A 19,477-nucleotide genomic window follows, 5' to 3' on the forward strand; every position below is an offset into this window, starting at 1 on the left:
TGCGGGGTTGTTTGTTTATTCCATACACACGCCGCCTAACGGGGGCCGTCCCCCCCCGGGGCCGCGGCTGGGCGGGGGGGGGGGGCCCCGCCCCCCCCGCCCCCCCCTCGGCCGGTGGGGTATGTGGTTGTGGCCGCCCGGCGGTGCGAGGCTGGGCGCGACAGTACGTTCGCGCCGCCGGACGGAGTCTCGGGGCACTGCGGGAAACGGCTGGGACCGCGGCGGATGCGACAGAACCGCGGCACTCCTTCCCTCAGGTCGAAGAAGGAGGGCCCGGGACCTTCACCACCGCACTGGCTCGCACGCCGCCGCGGTCCTTGCCTCGCCCGCGCACGTCCGGCCGGCCACCCCTCATCCGGGCCGTACGGTCGTGCGCGGGCCGTTCGGGTCAGTCCTCGCGCAGGGCGCGGACCGCCTCCTCCACGCGCTTGCCGTACTCCGGGTCGGCGGCGTGGAAGTGGGCCAGGTTCTTCTCGATCACGTCGTCGCGGGTGACCTGGGAGAGGCCGCCGGCGATGTTGGCGATCAGCCGGGACTTCTCCTCGGCCGACATCAGGCGGTACAGCTCGCCCGCCTGGAAGAAGTCGTCGTCCTTGGTGTGCCGGGGCGCCTCGTGGGTGCCCGTGTGGCCGTGCACCGCGAGCGGGGCCGACAGCGGACGGCCGGTCTCCGCCGGGCCCTCGGAGGAGTTCGGCTCGTAGTTCTTGGCGTACCGGCCCTGGGAGTTGACCGCCATGAGGCCGTCCCGGCCGTAGTTGCTCGCGACGGTCGCCCGGGGGGCGTTGACGGCCAGCAGCGTGTGGTTGACGCCCAGGCGGTAGCGGTGGGCGTCCGCGTAGGCGAACAGCCGGCCCTGGAGCATCTTGTCCGGCGAGGGACCGATGCCCGGCACGAAGTTGTTCGGGGAGAACGCGGCCTGCTCGACCTCGGCGAAGACGTTGTCCGGGTTGCGGTCGAGCACCAGGCGGCCCACGCGCCGCAGCGGGTAGTCGTTGTGCGGCCACACCTTGGTCAGGTCGAACGGGTTGAAGCGGTAGTCCGCCGCCTCGGCCGCCGGCATGAGCTGCACGTACAGCGTCCAGGACGGGTTCACGCCCCGCTCGATGGCCTGCAGCAGGTCCGTCTGGTGCGAGTTCGGGTCCGTGCCCGCGAGTTCGGCCGCCTGCTCGCCGCTCAGGCAGCGGACGCCCTGATTGGTCTTGAAGTGGTACTTGACGAAGAAGGCCTCGCCCTCGGCGTTCGTCCACTGGTAGGTGTGCGAGCCGTAGCCGTTCATGTGGCGGTACGACGCCGGGATGCCGCGGTCGCCCATCAGCCAGGTCACCTGGTGCGTGGCCTCGGGGGAGTGCGCCCAGAAGTCCCAGACGTTGTCCGCCTCCTGACGGCCCGTGAAGGGGTCGCGCTTCTGCGAGTGGATGAAGTCGGGGAACTTGATGGGGTCCTTGACGAAGAACACCGGGGTGTTGTTTCCGACGAGGTCGTAATTGCCCTCCTCGGTGTAGAACTTGACGGCGAAGCCGCGCGGGTCGCGGACCGCGTCCGCGCCGCCGAGCGAGTCGGCCACGGTCGAGAAGCGCAGGAACACCTCGGTGCGCCTGCCGACGCTGCTCAGGAAGTCGGCGTGCGTGAAGCCGGTGACGTCGTCGGTCACCTCGAAGTAGCCGTAGGCGCCCGAGCCGCGTGCGTGCACCACGCGCTCCGGGATGCGCTCGCGGTTGAAGCGCGCCAGCTTCTCCAGGAGGTGCTGGTCCTGGAGGAGGAGCGGTCCGCCGATGCCGGCGGAGGCGGAATTCTGGTTGTCGGCGACCGGGGCGCCGGACTCGGTCGTGAGCACGCGCTTCGACATCGTGGACCTTCCGTACGAGTGGCAGCGGAAAACTATTTCCGCTTTGTGGAGCCTAAGTTCGGGGCGAGCGGGCGTCAACAAATTGTTGAAGTTGATTCCGGGCGGCGCCGTCGCCTGGGCGCGACAGGACAGATGTCGGCGGCGGCACCGCCCGGAAGTCTCGGGGCCGCGTCAGAGCCGGGCGCCGGAGAGGCGCTCCACGGCCCGCAGCAGGGCCGAGTGGTCCAGGCCGCCGTCGCCCTGGGCGCGCAGGCCGGCGACCAGCTGGGCCACCACGGCGCCGACGGGCAGCGAGGCGCCCACGGTGCGGGCGGCGTCGGTGACGATGCCCATGTCCTTGTGGTGCAGGTCGATGCGGAAGCCCGGCTTGAAGTCGCGGTTCAGGAAGTTGTCCTTCTTCCGCGTCAGCACGGTCGAGCCGGCGAGGCCGCCGTTGAGGACGTCCAGCGCGGCCTTCAGGTCCACGCCCGACTTCTCCAGGAAGACCACGGCCTCGGCGCACGCCTGGATGTTCACGGCGACGATCAGCTGGTTGGCGGCCTTCACGGTCTGGCCGGAGCCGTGCGGGCCGCACAGCACGATGGTCTTGCCGAGCGCCTCGAGGAGCGGCTTCGCGGCGTCGAAGTCGGCCTGCTCGCCGCCGACCATGATGGACAGCACGGCCTCGACGGCGCCGGCCTCGCCGCCGGACACGGGGGCGTCCAGCACCCGGACGCCCTTGCCCGCGGCGGCCTTCGCCAGGTCGACGGAGGTCTGCGGGGTGATCGACGACATGTCGATCAGCAGCGCACCGGACCTCGCGTTCTCGAGGATGCCGTCGGGCCCGTAGGAGATGGCCTCGACCTGCGGGGACGCCGGCACCATGGTGACGATCACGTCGGCGTCCCGGACGGCCTCCGCGATCGAGGCGGCGGCCGTGCCGCCGGCTGCGGCCAGCCGGTCCAGCTTGTCCTGCTCCAGCGTGAAGCCGGTGACGTCGTAACCCGCCTTGATCAGGTTCTCGGACATGGGGGAGCCCATGATGCCGAGGCCGATCCAGGCGACCTTGGGGAGCGTGCTCATGAAATGTGCCTTTCGGTGAGGGAGTTCAGCGGGCGGCGCGCGCTTCGCGGGGGAGCCAGTCGAAGGCCTCGGCGCTCGGGCGGTCGCCCGGCTTGTACTCGAGGCCGACCCACCCCTCGTAACCCGCCTTCGCCAGCTGGTCGAGGAGGTCCTCGAGGGGCAGCGAGCCCGAACCGGGCGCGCCGCGCCCGGGGTTGTCGGCGATCTGCACATGGCCCGTCTTCGCCGCGTACCGCTCGATCACCGACGGGAGGTCCTCGCCGTTCATGGACAGGTGGTACAGGTCCATGAGGAAGCGTGCGTTGCCGAGGCCCGTCGCCTCGTTGACCTTGTCGACGACGCCGATCCCGGCCGGGGCGCTGACCAGCGGGTACAGCGGCGACTCCGGCTGGTTGAGTGTCTCGATCAGCAGGATCGCGCCGACGCGGTGGGCCGCGCGGGCCGCGAGGACCAGGTTCTCCAGGGCCAGCGCGTCCTGCTCGGCCGGGTCGGCGCCCCCGACGCGGTTGCCGTACAGCGCGTTGAGTGCCGTGCAGCCCAGCGACCGGGCGAAGTCCGCCGCCACGTCGATGTTGGCGCGGAACCTCTCCGACTCCTCGCCCGGGACGGACAGCGCGCCCCGGTCGGGGCCGGGCAGCTGCCCGGCGTAGAAGTTCAGGCCGGTGAGCCGGACGCCCGCGTCCTCGATCGCCTTCTTCAGGGCGTCGAGCTCGGACTGCTCGGGGGTGGGGGAGTCGACCCAGGGCCACCACAGCTCGACCGCGGTGAAGCCCGCCGCGGCGGCGGCCGCGGGGCGCTCCAGGAGCGGGAGTTCCGTGAAGAGGATCGACAGGTTGACGTTGAAGCGCTGCTCTGCGAATCCCATGGGGGTCGGCGCTCCCTTCCGTGTCGTGATTCCGTATGACGGAAGTTCGTTTCTGCTTAATGGAAGACTGCCTGTGGCCGGGGAGGCCTGTCAAGAGCACCCGCGGAAAACCGGCGACCTACGAGGACCGGCATGGCGTTAGGTTGTGCGCGTGCGATTGAGAGTGGAGTTCACGACGGAGCCGTTCGACCTCGACGAGGCGCCCGCGCACGCGGTGGCCGCCCGCGAGGTGATCGAGGCGGCCGAGCTGGACGCGGTGGACGTCGGGCCGTTCGGCAACACGGCGGAGGGCGGCGCGGACGCCGTGCTCGGCGCCGTGGACGCGCTGCTGCGCACGACGCTGCGGGCCGGCGCCACCCGGATCTCGCTGCAGGTCAACGTGGTCGACGCGGCGGAGGAGGGTGCCGAGTGACCGGGACCGGGGACGAACCGTTCATCACGGCCGTCAAGCCGCTGGTCGACGCCATGGGGGGTGAACTCCTCCCGCCCGACGAGGCCGGCCCCGACGACGTCGTGCTCACCTGGCAGGGCGTCGACGCCGTCGCCGTGCGCCTGCCCCAGCTCGCCGACTCCCTGGACCACATCCTGGCCGCGATGGAGCGCAAGCAGGGCATGCCGCTGGCGGACCTGGACCGCAAGGCCAAGCAGGAGGTCGTACGGATACTCGAGGCGCGCGGCGCCTTCTCCGTACGGCACGGCGTGGAGACCGTCGCGAGCGCCCTCGGTGTGAGCCGCTTCACGGTGTACAACTATCTGAACCGGGACAAAGGTGCCTGACGGCGGCCCGGCGGCCGGCTGGCGGGTGCCCGGGACGGGTCGACCGGTTTCGGCGCCGCGAATTTTCAACAAAGTGTTGACGGGTCGTTGTCGAGGGCGTTAGCTATCGGCACGCCCGTTCAGCACGAAGGCCCTACGCGGCCACGGAGGCTCCCGTGACTTCGACTTCCACGCCCCCGGGCCTGCCCCGGTTCAACGCACTGGAGGAGCACGCGGCCCTCGCCGTCCTCCGCGAGGCGTGCGCCTCCACGGCCTGGGCGCGGCGGCTGACCGCCGCCCGTCCGTACACCACCTCCGACGAGCTGTTCGCCGCCAGTGACGCCGCCATGGCCGAGCTGACGGCCGCCGATCTCGACGAGGCGATGGCCGGGCACCCGCCGATCGGCCGCCCCAGGCCGGGGGACCCCACCTCGGCGCGGGAGCAGCGCGGTATGGCCGGAGCCTCCGACGAGCTCCGGGCGCAGATGCTCGAACTGAACCTGGCCTACCAGGAGAAGTTCGGCCATGTCTTCCTGATCTGCGCCACCGGCCGGACCGGCGAGCAGATGCGCGACGCCGTCAAGGAGCGGATCGGCAACTCCCCGCAGCAGGAGCGGGAGATCGTCCGCACCGAGCTGGGAAAGATCAACCGCATCCGACTGGCCCGACTCGTCGAAGAGGACGCCTGACCCATGAGCACCAGCACCACCGCCTCCGTGTCCACGCACATCCTGGACACCAGCGTCGGCCGCCCCGCCGAGGGCGTCGCCGTCCGGCTCGCCGCCCGCAGCGGGCGCGCGGCGGACTGGCAGGCGCTCGGCGGCTCCGCGACCGACGCAGACGGCCGGTGCAAGGACCTGCCGGCGCTGCCGGAGGGAACCACCCATGTACGCCTCGACTTCGCGGTCGAGACGTATTTCACGAAGTCCGAGAACCAGCAAGCCGATGCGCAGCAGGACGCCCCCGCGAATCGGGACAGCGGTGCCGTGTTCTTCCCCGAGGTGGCGATCACCTTCGCGGTGACGCCCGGGGAGCATTACCACGTACCGCTGCTGCTCAACCCGTTCGGCTACTCCGTTTACCGAGGGAGCTAGCAGACACATGGCAGTCAATTCCCGCCCAGCCCACCCTGTGATCCTGGGACAGAACCAGTACGGCAAGGCCGAGAACCGAGTCGTGAAGATCACGCGGGACGGCGCCACCCACCACATCAAGGACCTCAACGTCTCCGTCGCCCTCTCCGGCGACATGGAAGAGGTCCACTACTCCGGCTCCAACGCCAACGTGCTGCCGACCGACACCACCAAGAACACCGTGTTCGCCTTCGCCAAGGAGCACGGCATCGAGTCGGCCGAGCAGTTCGGCATCCACCTGGCCCGGCACTTCGTGACCAGCCAGGAGCCGATCCACCGGGCCCGTATCCGCATCGAGGAGTACGCCTGGGAGCGGATCGAGGCCTCCGACGCCAACTCGCGGTTCATCGGCGCGGACGAGGTCAAGCACTCGTTCGTGCGGCAGGGCCAGGAGACCCGCCTCACCCAGATCACCTACGACGGTGAGCACTGGGAGGTCATCTCCGGCCTCAAGGACCTGACGGTGATGAACTCGACCAACTCCGAGTTCTGGGGCTTCGTCAAGGACAAGTACACCACCCTGCAGGAGGCCTACGACCGCATCCTGGCGACCTCGGTCTCCGCCCGCTGGCGGTTCAACTGGACCGACGACGAGCAGAAGACGCCCAACTGGGAGAAGTCCTACGAGCAGACCAGGAAGCACATGCTCCAGGCCTTCGCCGAGACGTACTCGCTCTCGCTGCAGCAGACGCTGTACCAGATGGGTTCGCGCATCATCAACAACCGCAGCGAGATCGACGAGGTCCGCTTCTCGCTGCCGAACAGCCACCACTTCCTCGTCGACCTGGAGCCGTTCGGGCTGAAGAACGCCACCGAGGACGGTGCCGTGTACTTCGCCGCCGACCGCCCCTACGGCCTGATCGAGGGGACGGTCCTGCGGGACGGCTGCGAGCAGAAGATCCCCGTGGACCTCACGAACCTGTAGCAGGTCCCTCATCGGCACCCGCGGCCGGCCGCTCCTTCCGCCGGCCGCGGCACTCAAATCACCCGGGGTCCTGCCGTGCCCTCCTCACAAGTCCATTGAGCGAAAAGGACGAACCATGGCAGCAGCCCAGCGCACCGTCATCGAGAATTGCTCGATCGCGACGGTCGACGCGGACGACACCGAGTACGCACACGGACACGTCGTCATCGCCGGCAACCGCATCGAGGCGCTCGGCGCGGGCAAGGCCCCCGAGGGACTGGAGAACGTCGTACGCCGTATCGACGCCTCCGGCCATCTGGTGACGCCCGGCCTGGTCAACACCCACCACCACTACTACCAGTGGATCACCCGGGGCCTGGCCACCGACCACAACCTCTTCAACTGGCTCGTCGCGCTCTACCCGACCTGGGCGCGCATCGACGAGCCGATGGTGTACGCGGCCGCCCAGGGCTCCCTCGCGATGATGGCCCGCGGCGGCGTGACCACCGCCATGGACCACCACTACGTCTACCCCAAGGACTCCGGCGACCTGTCCGGCGCGATCATCCGCGCCGCCCGCGAGACGGGTGTGCGCTTCACCCTCGCCCGCGGCTCGATGGACCGCAGCGAGAAGGACGGCGGCCTGCCCCCGGACTTCGCCGTCGAGACCCTGGAAGGCGCCCTCGCCGCGACCGAGCAGACCGTCAAGGAGCACCACGACGCGTCCTTCGACGCGATGACCCAGGTGGCCGTCGCCCCCTGCTCGCCCTTCTCCGTCTCCACCGAACTCCTGCGGGAGGGCGCCGAGCTGGCGCGCCGCCTCGGGGTGCGCCTGCACACCCACGGCTCGGAGACGGTCGAGGAGGAGCAGTTCTGCAAGGAACTGTTCGGCATGGGCCCGACCGACTACTTCGAGTCCACCGGCTGGCTCGGCGAGGACGTGTGGATGGCGCACTGCGTCCACATGAACGACTCCGACATCGCCGCCTTCGGCCGGACGAAGACCGGTGTCGCGCACTGCCCGTCCTCCAACGCCCGCCTCGCGGCCGGTATCGCCCGCGTCCCCGACATGCTGGCGGCCGGCGTCCCGGTCGGCCTCGGCGTCGACGGCACCGCGTCCAACGAGTCCGGCGAACTGCACACCGAACTGCGCAACGCCCTGCTGATCAACCGCCTCGGCGCGCACCGGGAGGCGGCGCTCAACGCCCGCCAGGCGCTGCGCCTGGGCACCTACGGCGGTGCCCAGGTCCTCGGCCGTGCCGCCGAGATCGGCTCCCTGGAGCCGGGCAAGCTCGCCGACCTGGTGCTGTGGAAGCTGGACACCCTCGCCCACGCCTCCATCGCCGATCCGGTGACCGCGCTGGTCCTCGGCGCGGCGGCCCCGGTCACCGCGTCCTTCGTGAACGGCCGCCAGGTGGTCGAGGACGGCCGCCTGCTGCACGTGGACGAGGACGCCGTCGCCCGCTCCACGCGGGACCAGGCACAGCGGCTCGCGCGGATCGTCGCGCGGGCCTGAACAGCCGAAGATCTCCGGTCGGGGGGGACGGCCCTCGACCGGTAGCCGTGGACCCTAGGTTCCATGGCGGCCGTCTCCGGGGCGCGCGTGGACGCGGGCGCCCCGGAACGGTCTCCGTCCCGGTCCCGCACGACCGCGCCCCACCTCCCTGACACCCACGTCAGAGCCGACGTGTAACCGACCGGAGGAGCCGCCGTGGCCGCCCATCCCGTTGACGAACGCCTGCCCGCACTCAAGATGGCGACGACCGGCCTGCAGCACGTGGCCGCCATGTACGCGGGGGTCGTCGCCCCGCCCCTGATCGTCGGCGCGGCCATCGGCCTGTCCGCCTCCGATCTCACCTTCCTCACCGGTGCCTGCCTGTTCACCGCGGGCCTCGCCACCTTCCTGCAGACCCTCGGCATCTGGAAGATCGGCGCCCGGCTGCCCTTCGTCAACGGCGTCACCTTCGCCGGTGTCGCCCCCATGACGGCGGTCGTCGCCTCCACCAAGGACAAGTCCGACGCGCTGCCGATCATCTTCGGCGCCGTGATCGTCGCCGGCCTGCTGGGCTTCCTGGCCGCCCCCTTCTTCAGCAAGGCCGTCCGCTTCTTCCCGCCGGTCGTCACCGGCTCGGTCATCACCCTCATCGGCGTGTCCCTGCTGCCGGTCGCCTTCGGCTGGGCGCAGGGACCCGACCCGGCGGCGCACGACTACGGTTCGGCGACCTATCTGGGCCTGGCCGCCACGACGCTCGTGATCGTGCTGCTGCTGCGCCGCTTCACCCGCGGCTTCGTCAAGCAGATCGCGGTTCTGCTCGGCATGGTCGCCGGCACGGTGATCGCGATCCCCTTCGGCGTCACGGACTTCGGCCCGGTGGCCGACGCGGACGTGATCGGCTTCCCGACCCCGTTCCACTTCGGCACGCCCCAGTTCCACCTCGCCGCGATCCTCTCGCTGTGCGTGGTGATGGTGGTGTCGATGACCGAATCGACCGCGGACATGCTGGCGCTGGGCGAGATCGTCGAGCGCCCGGCGGACGAGCGGACGATCGCGGCCGGGCTGCGCGCCGACACCCTCGGCTCGGCCCTCAGCCCCTTCTTCAACGGCTTCATGTGCAGCGCCTTCGCCCAGAACATCGGCCTGGTCGCCATGACGAGGATCCGCAGCCGCTACGTCGTCGCCACCGGCGGCGGCTTCCTGGTCCTGATGGGCCTGTGCCCGATGGCCGCCTCGCTCATCGCGGTCGTACCGCGCCCGGTGCTCGGCGGCGCCGGCGTGGTGCTGTTCGGCTCGGTCGCGGCCAGCGGCATCCAGACCCTGGTCAAGGCGGGGCTGGAGAAGGACAACAACATCCTGATCGTCGCCGTCTCGCTCGCGGTGGGCATCATCCCGATCACCGCGCCGGGGTTCTACCACGCCTTCCCGGAGACGGCGCGCATCGTCCTGGACTCCGGTATCTCCACGGGCTGCGTGGCGGCCGTGGTGCTGAACCTGGTCTTCAACCACCTCGGCAGGGGCCGCGAGGAGCAGGACGTCACCCATCCCATGGAGGCCGGCGAGCAGATCGCCGCCGCCCACTGACGGTGCGCGGGTGCGGGGTAGGGCAATCGCCGTACCCCGCACCGGCGATGGGGCAGGCTGTCCCCCATGAACGAGTCCGGCCGTGTCGAGGCATTCAGCGACAGCGTGTTCGCCATCGCCGTCACCCTGCTCATCCTGGAGATCAAGGTCCCGAAGGTCGGCGAGCACGGCAGCCTGTGGCACGCCCTCGGCACCCAGTGGCCCTCCTACGCCGCCTACGTGGTCAGCTTCCTGGTCATCGGCATCATGTGGATCAACCACCACCAGGTGTTCAGCTACGTCGCCCATGTCGACCGCGCCCTGATGTTCCTGAACCTGCTGGTCCTGATGGTGGTGGCCGCGGTGCCCTGGCCGACGGCGATGCTCGCGGAGTACCTGCGCGAGGACGAGCCCTCGCATGTCGCCGCCGCCGTCTACAGCCTGGTCATGGTGGCGATGGCCCTGACCTTCCAGGCCCTGTGGTGGCACCTGACCCGCACCGGTCACCTCTTCGACGCCCGCGTCGACATCCCGGCGGCCCGCGCGACCCGCGCCCGCTTCGCCCTCGGCACCCTGGCCTACCCGGTCACCGTCGCCCTGGCCTTCGTCTCGGCACCGCTCACCCTGGCCGCCCACGGCCTCATCGCTCTGTACTACGGCTTCAACCAGGTCCCGGTGCCGACCCGTCCGGACCCGGCCGGCGCATGAGACCGGCGGGCAGCGCAGCCTGCTCCGGCGCGCCGCCGAGGGGGACCGGGGGCCGTCCGGCTCGGTCCGGTCCGGCGCCCTCGGTCCCCAGCCGCATGCGGTCCGGCCCCGACGGGCCGCCTCCCGCAGGCCGCGCGGGCGCCCGCAGCCGCGTTCAGGCCCGGCGGATCGCCTGGCGGGTGTGGCCCGCGGGAGCCGGCCGGTGAAGTACGAGCGGGGCGGCACACCCATCAGGGTGCGGAAGTCGGACGTCATGTGGGACTGGTCCGCCCACATGACGGGCGCGGGACGGCAGGGGGTCCTCGACCCGCGGGACGCGGCCGAGACCGCCGTGGCGGCACTGCTCGACCCGCGGCACGCGGGCCGTACGTACACCCTGACCGGACGGCCTCATGGTCACCGCCCGGTTCATCCAGGAGGGCGGCAGCGACGTCGTCACCGATGATGTGCGGGAGGCGCTCGGCCGGCCGGCGCGGACCTACCGGCAGTGGGCGCGGGACCACGCGTCGTCGTTCACGCGGGGGTGAGGCGGTGCGGCCGGGCGGCACGGCTCGCGGCCGCCGCCCGGCCGCCGCTCAGGCCACCGCCCGCTGGACGTAGGGCACCAACCGCACCGGTCCGACCAGGCCGTACGCCTGCCGGGCCGCCGTGCCGAACACCGCGGGGCTGCTCACCCGCAGCCGGTTGAACAGCGGTGTGGCCACCTCGATCTCGATCGTGTTGGCGCCCTTGCGCAGACGGCCGCCGAGGTCCACCACGGGGTTGACGCGGTCGACCGGATCGAGCCGGGTGCCGTTGACCGTGACCCGGCAGGTGTCGGTGACGCTGCCGAGCTGCAGCAGCGCGCCGTCCGCCGCGGACCAGGTCTTCGGCAGGGTGACCGTGGTCCGGTAGGTGCCGATGCCACCGACGTCGGCCAGCTCCGGGATCTGCGACCAGGGCAGCAGGGCGTCCAGCGCGAGGCTGTGCCGGACCACCTCGGTGCCGGTCGCGTCGGCGCCGGGCCGCCAGTCGTCGACCGAGAGGGTCCAGGTGCCGGGTGTGAGGGCCGCGGGCACCTCGGCGACCTTGGTGGTGACCCGGCGCCCGGTGGACAGCGTGGTGGTGAAGGTGCCGGCCGCGAAGGCGCGCACGGCCGGGGATCCGCCCGCGAACAGCGCGCCGTCCGCGTCGGTCGCGACGATGTGCGGGCGATGGCCGTCCCGGTCCCCGAACAGCCCCGGCCGGCCCAGCGCGACCACCATCGTCTCGCCCGGCTGCAACGTCACCCGGAACGTGAACGCGTCGCCGTCCCGGGTGTACCGGGCGAGCCGGGTGACCCGCCCGGACCACGGGTCCAGCAGGTACGGCACCGTGCCCGCGCCCGTGCGCACGGTGCTGCGCACCGTCACGTCGTGGTCGATGGCGGCGACGGGGGGCTTGACGGTCTCCGCGTGCTTGCCGTTGCACAGGTAGTAGAAGTCGCCGTCGCCGGTGGCCCGGTGGGCGTTGAGCAGCGTCGAGGACACCGCGTGGGTGACGTCGGACGTCACGCCCAGTTCCGCGAACGCCGCGCCGACCAGCGTCTTGTCGGTGACCTTGCGGACGTTCGGCAGGGCCAGCAACTGGGCGGTCAGCGACCGTACTTCGGCGGTCTCGCCGTCGTCCGGGAGGCCCGGCGTGAGGGCCTGGTCGAAGGCGCCGAGCAGCACGGTGGGCAGGCCGGCGCGGGCGAACTTCAGCAGTTTGCGGGCGTCGTCCACGGCCAGCGTGGGCGTGGAGCCGTAGAAGAAGTCGGTCTCCAGGAACAGGGCCTTGTAGGCGGGGCCGTCCGGGGCGAGCCGCTTGCCGGAGACCGTGGCGGCGGGCAGGTCGAGCAGCGGGCCGCTGAGGAACTGGTGGGTCCAGCCGAGGGGGACGCCGGTCGAGGTCAGCCAGGACGCGCCGATGCCGGTGGCGGAGTAACCGGTCTGCCGGAAGACCGCGACGTCCGCGCGGGCGGTGCCCGACCGGAGCACCTGCTGGATCCGGCCGATGTAGCCCGCGACGTCGGCCACATGGTGCCAGGTGGGCTGCCTCGGCCCCCACGACTCGCCGTACCCGGGCGTCCCGCCGTACGGGCTGAACGCGGCGAACCCGGGCCAGGCGACGCCGGGTGCGGTGGCGTAGGAGAAGCCGTGGATCACCGTCTGGTTGACGCCCGCCGCGTACGCCCCGCCCATGGTGCGCAGGAACCTGTCCCAGGTGGTGTTGTAGGCGCCGCCCGCGTACGCCCCCGCCTCGCAGGACAGCACGCGGCCGCCGGCCATGTCGCGCCCGCCGGCCAGGCAGCGGTAGTCGTCGAGGTTCTTGAAGCCGAGCGACTCGCCCTCGGGGATGTCGAGCACGGCGGCCGAGGCGATGGCGTCCGTCTGCAGGCCGTAGGGCTGCGAGCGCAGCTTCATGCCGCGTCCGTGCGCCCACGTCTTCAGCGCGCCGAGGTGGTGCTCGTTGAACAGCCCGGAGACGGTCTCCCAGAAGTCGTGCCGGATCTCCTGGCTGAGCCGGGCCTCGAAGTCGAAGACCTGGTTGCCGCTGTCGAGGATCACGGCGGGCAGGTACGGCAGCAGGTCGCGCCCGGTGCGCGCGCGGAAGGCGGCGGGCAGTCCGGGCGTCCACTGCAGGCCCTTGGTCTCCAGCTCCACGGAGTCCTCGAAGAAGGCGCCGCCCGCCGCCGCCAGGAGCCTGCGCAGCGTGGCGTCGAGGATCGTGGCGTCCCAGTGGCGGGTGACGGCGGCGGTGCCGGACGCGCTGAAGTGGTCGACGACGTAGGCGGCGGGGGAGGAGTGCGGTCCCGCCTCGGGCTGCTGGCCGGAGCCCCGCTGCCAGTACGACAGGATCACCCAGTCCGCCGCGTCGGGCGGGGTCCAGCTCACCTCGCCGTCGGACACCCGGTCGGTCAGATCGGTGACGCTGTCGGCGTCCAGACCGGTGGTCTTCCTGCCGGAGTAGGCGGTGTCGACGCGGGCCGCCTGCACCGCGAACAGCTTCTGCACGTTCACGCCCGGGGCGGCGGCGTGGACGGGGGCGGGCACCGGGCCGTCGTAGGCGGCGCCGCCGGTCACCGTGGCCCTGCCGTAGGCGAGTTCCTTGACCGCGGCCTCGTCGTCCGGGGTGACGCCCGGTACGGCCACCGGCCAGCTCGGACCGAGGGTGAGATCGACGGTCAGCCCGCGTCTCGCGGCCTGTCTCAGCGCGGCCCTGACCCCCTCGCGCCAGGGGCCGCTGCCCCACCCGTGGTGGGCGGTGTCCAGCACGGAGGTGTCGGTGATGCTGTGGTGCACGGCCGCGATCTCGGCGCCGCCGAAGCCCGCGTCGGCCATCTGGTCGATCTCCCGGGCGATCTCGGCCGGGTCCACCAGGCCGTCCGGCCACCACCAGCGGAACTTCGGCCGGACCGCCCTGCCCGGTGCGGCGAACCAGCGCGCCGTGGGGGCGGTGCCGACCGAGGCGGCGGTCCGTGCGGGGGAGGCGGCGGCGCCCGCCGCCGGGCCGAGTCCCGCGAGAACGCCGGTCGTCAGACCGGCCGCGAGTACGGACCGCCGTGTCATGCCGCCACGGCGCGGGTGGGTTTCGTGCATGGTTCAGCCCCAAGTGGTCACGGGTGAGCGGGAATTGAATCGTTTCAAACACCATGAACCCGGGAACGGTAAATCCGCGCGCCGAGTGAGGTCAAGAGGTGCGTCAACGATTCAAAGGAGACGCCGGCCCGTCAGCTCTTCCGGGGCCGCAGCGTCACCGCGGCCAGGGCGAGGGCCGCCACCGCGACGGCCGTCGCCACCCGGAACGCCAGCCGGTATCCCTCCGCCGTGGTCGGGATCAGCTCCGCGCCGTGGCCGAGCAGTCCGTCGGTGCGGCTCGCCGCCAGAGTGCTCAGCACCGCCAGACCGAGTGAACCGCCCACCACCTGCGTGGTGTTGAACAGTCCGGACGCCAGCCCCGCGTCCTCCGGCCGGGCGCCCGACATCGCGAGCTGGGTCAGCGGGGGCATGGCGGCGGCGAACCCGGCGGCCAGCAGCAGCATCGGCGGCAGCACGTCGGTGGCGTAGGAGCCGTGCGCGGGAGCCCGGCTCAGCAGCGCCATGCCGCCCGAGATCAGCATGAGCCCGGCCAGCAGCACCCGGTACGCCCCGAAGCGGCCGATCGACCGCGCGGACAGGCCCGTCATCAGCAGGCCGATCGCCACGGGGGCCGGCAGGAAGGCGAGGCCGGTGGTCAACTCGCCGTATCCCAGCACGCGCTGGAGGTAGAGCGCGCCGATGAACTGGAAGCCGTACATCGTCGCGATCATCAGGATCTGCACGGTGTTGGCGCCGGTGAGCAGCCGGGAGCGCAACAGGCTCGGCCGCAGCAGGGGGCGGACCGTGCGTGCCTGGCGGACCGCGAACGCCGCGAACAGGGCGGCGGCGAGCAGGGCGAGGAGCAGCGTCGCGGTGGTGCCGCGCCCGCCGGAGCCGACGATGACGTAGACCGTCAGCATCAGCGCACCGGTGACCAGCGCCGCGCCGGGGTAGTCGGCGCCGTCCCGGAGCCCGGCGCCCTGCTCGGGGGTGAGGACGCGGACCGCCGCCAGCCAGGCGACGATGCCGATCGGCAGGTTGATCAGGAAGATCCAGTGCCAGCTCAGCAGTTGGGTGAGCGCCCCGCCGAGGAAGGTGCCGAGCGTCGCGCCCACCGATCCGACGGCGCTGAACACCGCGATGGCGCGGGCCTGTTCGCGCGGCTCGGGGAACAGCGCCACCAGCATGCCGAGCACCACCGCCGAGGCCATCGCCCCGCCGGCGCCCTGCACGGCCCGCGCGGCGATCAGCAGGCCCTGGCTGTTCGCCGTGCCGCACAGCACGGACGCCGCGGTGAAGACGGCGAGCCCGGACGTGAACATCCGCTTGCGGCCCAGCAGATCGCCCAGCCGTCCGATCAGCAGGAGCAGCCCGCCGAACGGGATCAGATAGGCGTTCACGACCCAGGCGAGGCCGGCCCGGCTGAAGCCGAGGTCGTTCTGGACGGCCGGCATGGCCACCGTCACGATGGAACCGTCCAGAATCGTCATCAGCGCCCCCGCGCACAGGACGGCGAGGGACGCCCGGCGGGAGTACGTCCGCTCCGGCTGTCCTGTCCGGGGTCCGGTCAGGGTGGACATGGCTGCACGGCCTCCGTGGTCTTGGCGGATCCAAGTCGTGTCCTTGGTGCACGACTTGTAACGGAGGACATCGTGAGTGACCATGAGGGGGCGAGGTAAGGAGGCAGTCCGATGTCCCGGAGGAACACCGGTGTAACCGTCCAGGTCGTGAACGCGCACGCCTGCCCCGTCCGCGAAGTTCTTGACAGGGTGGCCGGTAAATGGAGTGTCCAGATCCTGGTCGCGGCCGCGCACGGGCCCCTTCGGTTCACCGAGTTGGAGCGCGGCATCGAGGGCATCAGCCGCCGCATGCTGACCCTCACCCTGCGCAATCTGGAGCGCGACGGCCTGGTCACCCGCACGGTCCACCCGACGGTGCCGCCGAAGGTGGAGTACGAACTCACGCCGGTGGCGCGTGAGCTGCACGAGACGCTGCAGCGGCTGACCGACTGGGCGGAACGCAACCGCGTCTACATCGCCGAGTCGCGGGCGGCCTACGACGAGGACCACCGGCCCGAGCCGTCCGACGCCTGACGGCCACCGCCCCGCGACGCACCGGGCGGCCGCGGGCCCCCTCGCGGGCGCGCGCCCGACCGCCCCCGCCGGTGGCGCACTGCCTGAAGGAGTCCCGGGGGAACGGCCCGGCCGACCCTCGCGGACCAGCCTCCGGCCGACCCTCGCGGACCAGAGTCTGGGCGATCTTCGCAGGCTGGCGTCCGGCCGACCCCCGCAGGCTGCAGGTCGACGTTCAGCTGACCCCCGTTGACCGCAGGCCGGCGTCGGCCGAACCCGGTGAGCCGCGGGCCCGTGCCGGGCCGTATCCCATGGGCTGCGGGCCGGCCTCGGCCGAACCCGGTGGGCCGCACGTCCGTGCCCGGCCGAACCCCGTGGGTTGCACGCCCGTGGCCGACCGAACCCGGTGAGCTGCGGGCCCGTGCCTGCTCGGTCGGTATCCTTCGGTCAGAGGCCGAACAGGTGCGGGGTCGTGGCCAGTTCCTTGAAGTACTTCTGCGGGTCGGGGAGCAGGCGTCGGGCCTTGAGGTCCATCAGGCCGCCGACCGCGGTGATCTCGGCCGCCACCGTGCCGTCCGCCTTGCGGATCGTCTGCTCCATGCGGAACGTCTTGCCCTCGCCCCACAGGAAGGCGCACGTCACCTCGACCTCGTCGCCCGCGAGCAGCTCGCGCCGGTAGCGGACGGTGGTCTCCAGCGCCACCGGCCCGACGCCTCTGCCGATCAGCTCCGCCTGCCCGATCCCCGCCGCGCGCAGCAGCGACCAGCGGGCGTGCTCCGCGTAGTTGAGGTAGACGGCCTGGTTGAGGTGGCCCTGGACGTCGGTCTCGTATCCACGGACGGTCACCGGGACGGAAAACTGCTCGCTCACTGCGTTCCCTTCTCGTACGGGAGTCTCGTACCTGCTGCACCGATGACCGATCTTGGCATGCTCATCACGTCCGGCGCGGTGAGGCCAGCAGATAGCGCGTCCCGGTGCGCGGCTCCGCGTACTCGCCGGCCTGCCAGCCCGCCCGCTCCAGCGTCGCCCCGCAGGCCCGCCGCTCCTCGGCCGCCGGTGCGTACACCGCGACGGCCTCCGGCTGCGCGGTGGCGCGCACCCGGTAGCCGTCCGCGCCCTTTGGTCCGGCCGGGCGATGGCCCGCCGCCTCCAGGGCGAGCGCGGCGGCCTGCACCAGATGCGCGCGCTCCCAGCCGCACGGCCGCTCCACGGACCCGTCCGGACGGGTCATCCGGCGCAGCTCCAGCAGGCCCTGCCAGGCGCTGTGCACCTCACGCGCACGGGCCGGCCCGTCGCGCGCCACCCGCTCCTCACCGCCGACGCGCGCGCTGAACACGCCCGCCGCGGACGGCGCCTCGGGCTCCGTCGGCTCCTCGGGCTCCGCCGGTGCCCGCTCCTCGGCGGTCTCCCGTATCCGGTGGCCGGCCGACGTCAGGAAGTGGTCGTGCGGCGGCCGCGGGTGCCGGAACGCGAGCCCCCGCTTCACCAGCGCCGCAAGCTGCGGCCGCGTACCCCGCAGCCGCCCGGTCACGGGGTCGGCGGCGTCGATCACACGCCGCTGCGCGGCGGTGGGCGGTGGCGTCACGGCGTGCTCCCTCCGGCGCTGGGTGTCCTGCTCCCACCGTCTCGAAGGCTACGACGAGGGTCTGACATTCCACCCCGCGATCACCGGCCGCCCGTGCTCCGTCCCCAGCCGGCACACCGTGCCCGTCGCCAGCTGGAACAGGGCTCCGCCCGACGGCGGCAGCCCCAGCCTCCGCGCGGTCAGCACCCGGAGGAAGTGACCGTGCGCGACGAGTACCACGCACCCCTCGGTGTTCGCGGACGCCGCGTCCACCTTGGCGAGCATCCGGTCCGCGCGCTCGCCGACCTGCCCGGGGCTCTCCCCGGGGTGCTCGGGAGGTCCGGGCACCACCCCGTCCGTGAACAGGAACCACCCCGGCCGCTCGCGCTGGATCTGGACGGTGGTGATCCCCTCGTACCCGCCGTAGTCCCATTCCCGCAGGTCCACGTCGATCCGCACATCCTGGAGCCCGATCAGCTCCGCCGTCTCCCGCGCCCGCTGCGACGGGCTGCAGAAGGCCGCGCCGATCCGGTGCGACCGGATCAGCGGCACCAGCCGCCGCGCCTCCTCGCGCCCGCGCTCGGTCAGCGGGACGTCGCTCCAGCCGGTGTGCCGCCCGGACCGCGACCACTCGGTCTCACCGTGCCGGACGAGAAAGAGGTCACCCATGGCACCAGGTTAGGAGCCCGTCGGCCCCGGCGCCCGCCGCGGGCTACTGCCGGTACCCGCTCAGGAACCGTCCGATCCGGCCGATCGCCGCCTCCAGGTCGTCGGCGTGGGGGAGGGTGAGGATGCGGAAGTGGTCCGGGCTGGGCCAGTTGAAGCCGGTGCCCTGGACGACCTGGATCTTCTCCCGCAGCAGCAGGTCCAGGACGAACTTCTCGTCGTCGTGGATCTTGTGGACCCCGGGGTCGATCCGCGGAAAGGCGTACAGCGCGCCCTTCGGCTTCACGCACGACACCCCGGGGATCTCGTTGAGCTTCTCCCAGGCCACGTTCCGCTGTTCGTGCAGCCGCCCGCCGGGCGCGGTCAGTTCGCGGATGGACTGGCGGCCGCCGAGCGCGGCCTGGATGGCGTACTGGGCCGGGGCGTTGGCGCACAGCCGCATGGAGGCCAGCATGGTCAGGCCCTCCAGATAGCTGCGCGCGTGCTGCTTGGGACCGGTCACCACCAGCCAGCCCGAACGGAACCCGGCCACCCGGTAGGTCTTCGACAGCCCGCAGAAGGTCAGGACGACCAGGTCGGGGGCGAGGGCCGCGGCCGAGTGGTGGACGGCGTCGTCGTAGAGGACCTGGTCGTAGATCTCGTCGGCGAAGACCATCAGGCCGTGGCGCCGGGCGAGGTCGAGGATGCCCTCGACGACCTCCTTGGGGTAGACCGCGCCGGTGGGGTTGTTCGGGTTGATGACGACCACGGCCTTCGTCCGGTCCGTGATCTTCGACGCCATGTCCGCCAGGTCCGGGTACCACTCGGCCTGTTCGTCGCACAGGTAGTGGACCGCCGTGCCGCCCGCGAGGGTCGTCACCGCGGTCCACAGCGGGAAGTCCGGTGCGGGCACGAGGATTTCGTCGCCGTCCTCGACCAGCGCCTGTACGGCCATGGAGACCAGCTCGGAGACGCCGTTGCCGAGGAAGACGTCGTCCACGCCGACCTGGAGGCCGAGGGCCTGGTAGCGCTGGGCGACCGCCCGGCGGGCGGAGAGGACGCCCCGGGAGTCCGTGTAGCCGTGCGCCTGCGGCAGCATCCGGATCATGTCCTGGAGGATCTCCTCCGGCGCCTCGAAGCCGAAGAGGGCCGGGTTGCCGGTGTTCAGGCGCAGCACGCTGTGGCCCGCCTCCTCCAGCGCGTTGGCGTGCTCGATCACCGGGCCGCGGATCTCGTAACAGACCTCGCTGAGCTTGTTCGACTGCCGGAACTCCATTGCGCCCCTC

18 protein-coding genes and 2 pseudogenes are annotated in these 19,477 nt (G+C 71.8%); 10 read left to right on the top strand and 10 right to left on the bottom strand.

What is annotated here, in order from left to right; all coding sequences use genetic code 11:
* Positions 1-388 precede the first annotated feature (388 nt).
* The 3 genes from ACIRPX_RS27745 to ACIRPX_RS27755 all read right to left on the bottom strand — a co-directional run bounded on the left by ACIRPX_RS27745 (position 389) and on the right by ACIRPX_RS27755 (position 3,773).
* Positions 389-1,846 (bottom strand): catalase, encoded by a 1,458-nt coding sequence (locus ACIRPX_RS27745; RefSeq protein WP_404199984.1) that lies wholly within the window; start codon positions 1,844-1,846, stop codon positions 389-391.
* Positions 1,847-2,017: 171 nt separating this feature from the next.
* On the bottom strand, positions 2,018-2,908 hold the full coding sequence (locus tag ACIRPX_RS27750) for a 2-hydroxy-3-oxopropionate reductase (RefSeq protein ID WP_404199987.1): 891 nt from the start codon (positions 2,906-2,908) through the stop codon (positions 2,018-2,020).
* 25 nt (positions 2,909-2,933) lie between these two features.
* Positions 2,934-3,773 carry a TIM barrel protein gene (locus ACIRPX_RS27755; protein ID WP_404199990.1) on the bottom strand — a complete coding sequence of 280 codons (840 nt, stop codon included), beginning with the start codon at positions 3,771-3,773 and terminating at the stop codon, positions 2,934-2,936.
* Positions 3,774-3,924: 151 nt separating this feature from the next.
* Here ACIRPX_RS27755 and ACIRPX_RS27760 point away from each other — a divergent pair, with 151 nt between their 5' ends.
* From ACIRPX_RS27760 to ACIRPX_RS27795, 8 genes are all read left to right on the top strand, one after another.
* Complete coding sequence (locus ACIRPX_RS27760) at positions 3,925-4,185, top strand: hypothetical protein (RefSeq protein ID WP_404199992.1); 261 nt, start codon at positions 3,925-3,927, stop codon at positions 4,183-4,185.
* Positions 4,182-4,550, top strand: a complete 369-nt coding sequence (locus ACIRPX_RS27765) for a helix-turn-helix domain-containing protein (RefSeq protein WP_404199995.1) — start codon at positions 4,182-4,184, stop codon at positions 4,548-4,550. The genes ACIRPX_RS27760 and ACIRPX_RS27765 overlap by 4 nt, the downstream gene beginning before the upstream one ends.
* 155 nt (positions 4,551-4,705) lie before the next feature.
* Positions 4,706-5,218, top strand: a complete 513-nt coding sequence (gene uraD / locus ACIRPX_RS27770) for a 2-oxo-4-hydroxy-4-carboxy-5-ureidoimidazoline decarboxylase (protein ID WP_404199998.1) — start codon at positions 4,706-4,708, stop codon at positions 5,216-5,218.
* Between the two features lie 3 nt (positions 5,219-5,221).
* On the top strand, positions 5,222-5,623 hold the full coding sequence (gene uraH, locus ACIRPX_RS27775) for a hydroxyisourate hydrolase (RefSeq protein WP_404200001.1): 402 nt from the start codon (positions 5,222-5,224) through the stop codon (positions 5,621-5,623).
* Positions 5,624-5,630: 7 nt separating this feature from the next.
* On the top strand, positions 5,631-6,587 hold the full coding sequence (pucL, locus tag ACIRPX_RS27780) for a factor-independent urate hydroxylase (RefSeq protein ID WP_404200004.1): 957 nt from the start codon (positions 5,631-5,633) through the stop codon (positions 6,585-6,587).
* Between the two features lie 115 nt (positions 6,588-6,702).
* Positions 6,703-8,082, top strand: a complete 1,380-nt coding sequence (locus ACIRPX_RS27785) for an 8-oxoguanine deaminase (protein ID WP_404200007.1) — start codon at positions 6,703-6,705, stop codon at positions 8,080-8,082.
* A gap of 195 nt (positions 8,083-8,277) precedes the next feature.
* Positions 8,278-9,645, top strand: coding sequence for a nucleobase:cation symporter-2 family protein (locus ACIRPX_RS27790; RefSeq protein ID WP_404200010.1), 1,368 nt, complete (start codon positions 8,278-8,280; stop codon positions 9,643-9,645).
* A 66-nt stretch (positions 9,646-9,711) separates the two neighbouring features.
* Complete coding sequence (locus ACIRPX_RS27795) at positions 9,712-10,332, top strand: TMEM175 family protein (RefSeq protein WP_404200013.1); 621 nt, start codon at positions 9,712-9,714, stop codon at positions 10,330-10,332.
* Positions 10,333-10,509: 177 nt separating this feature from the next.
* On the opposite strand, the pseudogene ACIRPX_RS27800 reads toward ACIRPX_RS27795, so the two are convergent.
* Positions 10,510-10,599, bottom strand: a pseudogene (locus tag ACIRPX_RS27800) (AraC family transcriptional regulator); the annotation flags it as partial.
* A gap of 4 nt (positions 10,600-10,603) precedes the next feature.
* Between ACIRPX_RS27800 and ACIRPX_RS27805 the strand changes: the two are divergent.
* Positions 10,604-10,859 (top strand): annotated as a pseudogene (locus ACIRPX_RS27805) (SDR family NAD(P)-dependent oxidoreductase); the annotation flags it as partial.
* 48 nt (positions 10,860-10,907) lie between these two features.
* Here ACIRPX_RS27805 and ACIRPX_RS27810 read toward each other — a convergent pair.
* Both ACIRPX_RS27810 and ACIRPX_RS27815 read right to left on the bottom strand, forming a co-directional pair.
* On the bottom strand, positions 10,908-13,931 hold the full coding sequence (locus ACIRPX_RS27810; RefSeq protein WP_404200016.1) for a glycosyl hydrolase: 3,024 nt from the start codon (positions 13,929-13,931) through the stop codon (positions 10,908-10,910).
* Positions 13,932-14,062: 131 nt separating this feature from the next.
* Positions 14,063-15,490, bottom strand: coding sequence for an MFS transporter (locus ACIRPX_RS27815; RefSeq protein ID WP_404200019.1), 1,428 nt, complete (start codon positions 15,488-15,490; stop codon positions 14,063-14,065).
* Positions 15,491-15,601: 111 nt separating this feature from the next.
* Here ACIRPX_RS27815 and ACIRPX_RS27820 point away from each other — a divergent pair, with 111 nt between their 5' ends.
* Entirely contained in the window at positions 15,602-16,003 is a 402-nt protein-coding gene (locus ACIRPX_RS27820; protein ID WP_404200022.1) for a winged helix-turn-helix transcriptional regulator, read from the top strand.
* Positions 16,004-16,429: 426 nt separating this feature from the next.
* On the opposite strand, the gene ACIRPX_RS27825 is transcribed toward ACIRPX_RS27820, so the two are convergent.
* The 4 genes from ACIRPX_RS27825 to ACIRPX_RS27840 form a co-directional block, all read right to left on the bottom strand.
* Entirely contained in the window at positions 16,430-16,852 is a 423-nt protein-coding gene (locus tag ACIRPX_RS27825; RefSeq protein ID WP_404200025.1) for an acyl-CoA thioesterase, read from the bottom strand.
* A gap of 64 nt (positions 16,853-16,916) precedes the next feature.
* Entirely contained in the window at positions 16,917-17,567 is a 651-nt protein-coding gene (locus ACIRPX_RS27830; protein WP_404200028.1) for a hypothetical protein, read from the bottom strand.
* Between the two features lie 48 nt (positions 17,568-17,615).
* Positions 17,616-18,215, bottom strand: coding sequence for a histidine phosphatase family protein (locus ACIRPX_RS27835; RefSeq protein WP_404200031.1), 600 nt, complete (start codon positions 18,213-18,215; stop codon positions 17,616-17,618).
* A gap of 43 nt (positions 18,216-18,258) precedes the next feature.
* Positions 18,259-19,467 (bottom strand): pyridoxal phosphate-dependent aminotransferase, encoded by a 1,209-nt coding sequence (locus tag ACIRPX_RS27840; protein ID WP_404200034.1) that lies wholly within the window; start codon positions 19,465-19,467, stop codon positions 18,259-18,261.
* Positions 19,468-19,477: the final 10 nt, after the last annotated feature.

Origin of the sequence: Streptomyces sp. NPDC101225, from assembly GCF_044767585.1 — a bacterium.
Classification (GTDB): Bacteria; Actinomycetota; Actinomycetes; order Streptomycetales; family Streptomycetaceae; genus Streptomyces.

Bases quoted from the DNA above. Each gene is read 5' to 3' on its own strand.
- ACIRPX_RS27785 (WP_404200007.1), top strand. From the start codon at position 6,703: ATGGCAGCAGCCCAGCGCACCGTCATCGAGAATTGCTCGATCGCGACG.
- uraH (WP_404200001.1), top strand. From the start codon at position 5,222: ATGAGCACCAGCACCACCGCCTCCGTGTCCACGCACATCCTGGACACC.
- ACIRPX_RS27795 (WP_404200013.1), top strand. From the start codon at position 9,712: ATGAACGAGTCCGGCCGTGTCGAGGCATTCAGCGACAGCGTGTTCGCC.
- ACIRPX_RS27810 (WP_404200016.1), bottom strand. From the start codon at position 13,931: ATGCACGAAACCCACCCGCGCCGTGGCGGCATGACACGGCGGTCCGTA.
- ACIRPX_RS27750 (WP_404199987.1), bottom strand. From the start codon at position 2,908: ATGAGCACGCTCCCCAAGGTCGCCTGGATCGGCCTCGGCATCATGGGC.
- ACIRPX_RS27745 (WP_404199984.1), bottom strand. From the start codon at position 1,846: ATGTCGAAGCGCGTGCTCACGACCGAGTCCGGCGCCCCGGTCGCCGAC.
- ACIRPX_RS27820 (WP_404200022.1), top strand. From the start codon at position 15,602: ATGTCCCGGAGGAACACCGGTGTAACCGTCCAGGTCGTGAACGCGCAC.
- pucL (WP_404200004.1), top strand. From the start codon at position 5,631: ATGGCAGTCAATTCCCGCCCAGCCCACCCTGTGATCCTGGGACAGAAC.
- ACIRPX_RS27835 (WP_404200031.1), bottom strand. From the start codon at position 18,215: ATGGGTGACCTCTTTCTCGTCCGGCACGGTGAGACCGAGTGGTCGCGG.
- ACIRPX_RS27755 (WP_404199990.1), bottom strand. From the start codon at position 3,773: ATGGGATTCGCAGAGCAGCGCTTCAACGTCAACCTGTCGATCCTCTTC.
- ACIRPX_RS27815 (WP_404200019.1), bottom strand. From the start codon at position 15,490: ATGTCCACCCTGACCGGACCCCGGACAGGACAGCCGGAGCGGACGTAC.
- ACIRPX_RS27840 (WP_404200034.1), bottom strand. From the start codon at position 19,467: ATGGAGTTCCGGCAGTCGAACAAGCTCAGCGAGGTCTGTTACGAGATC.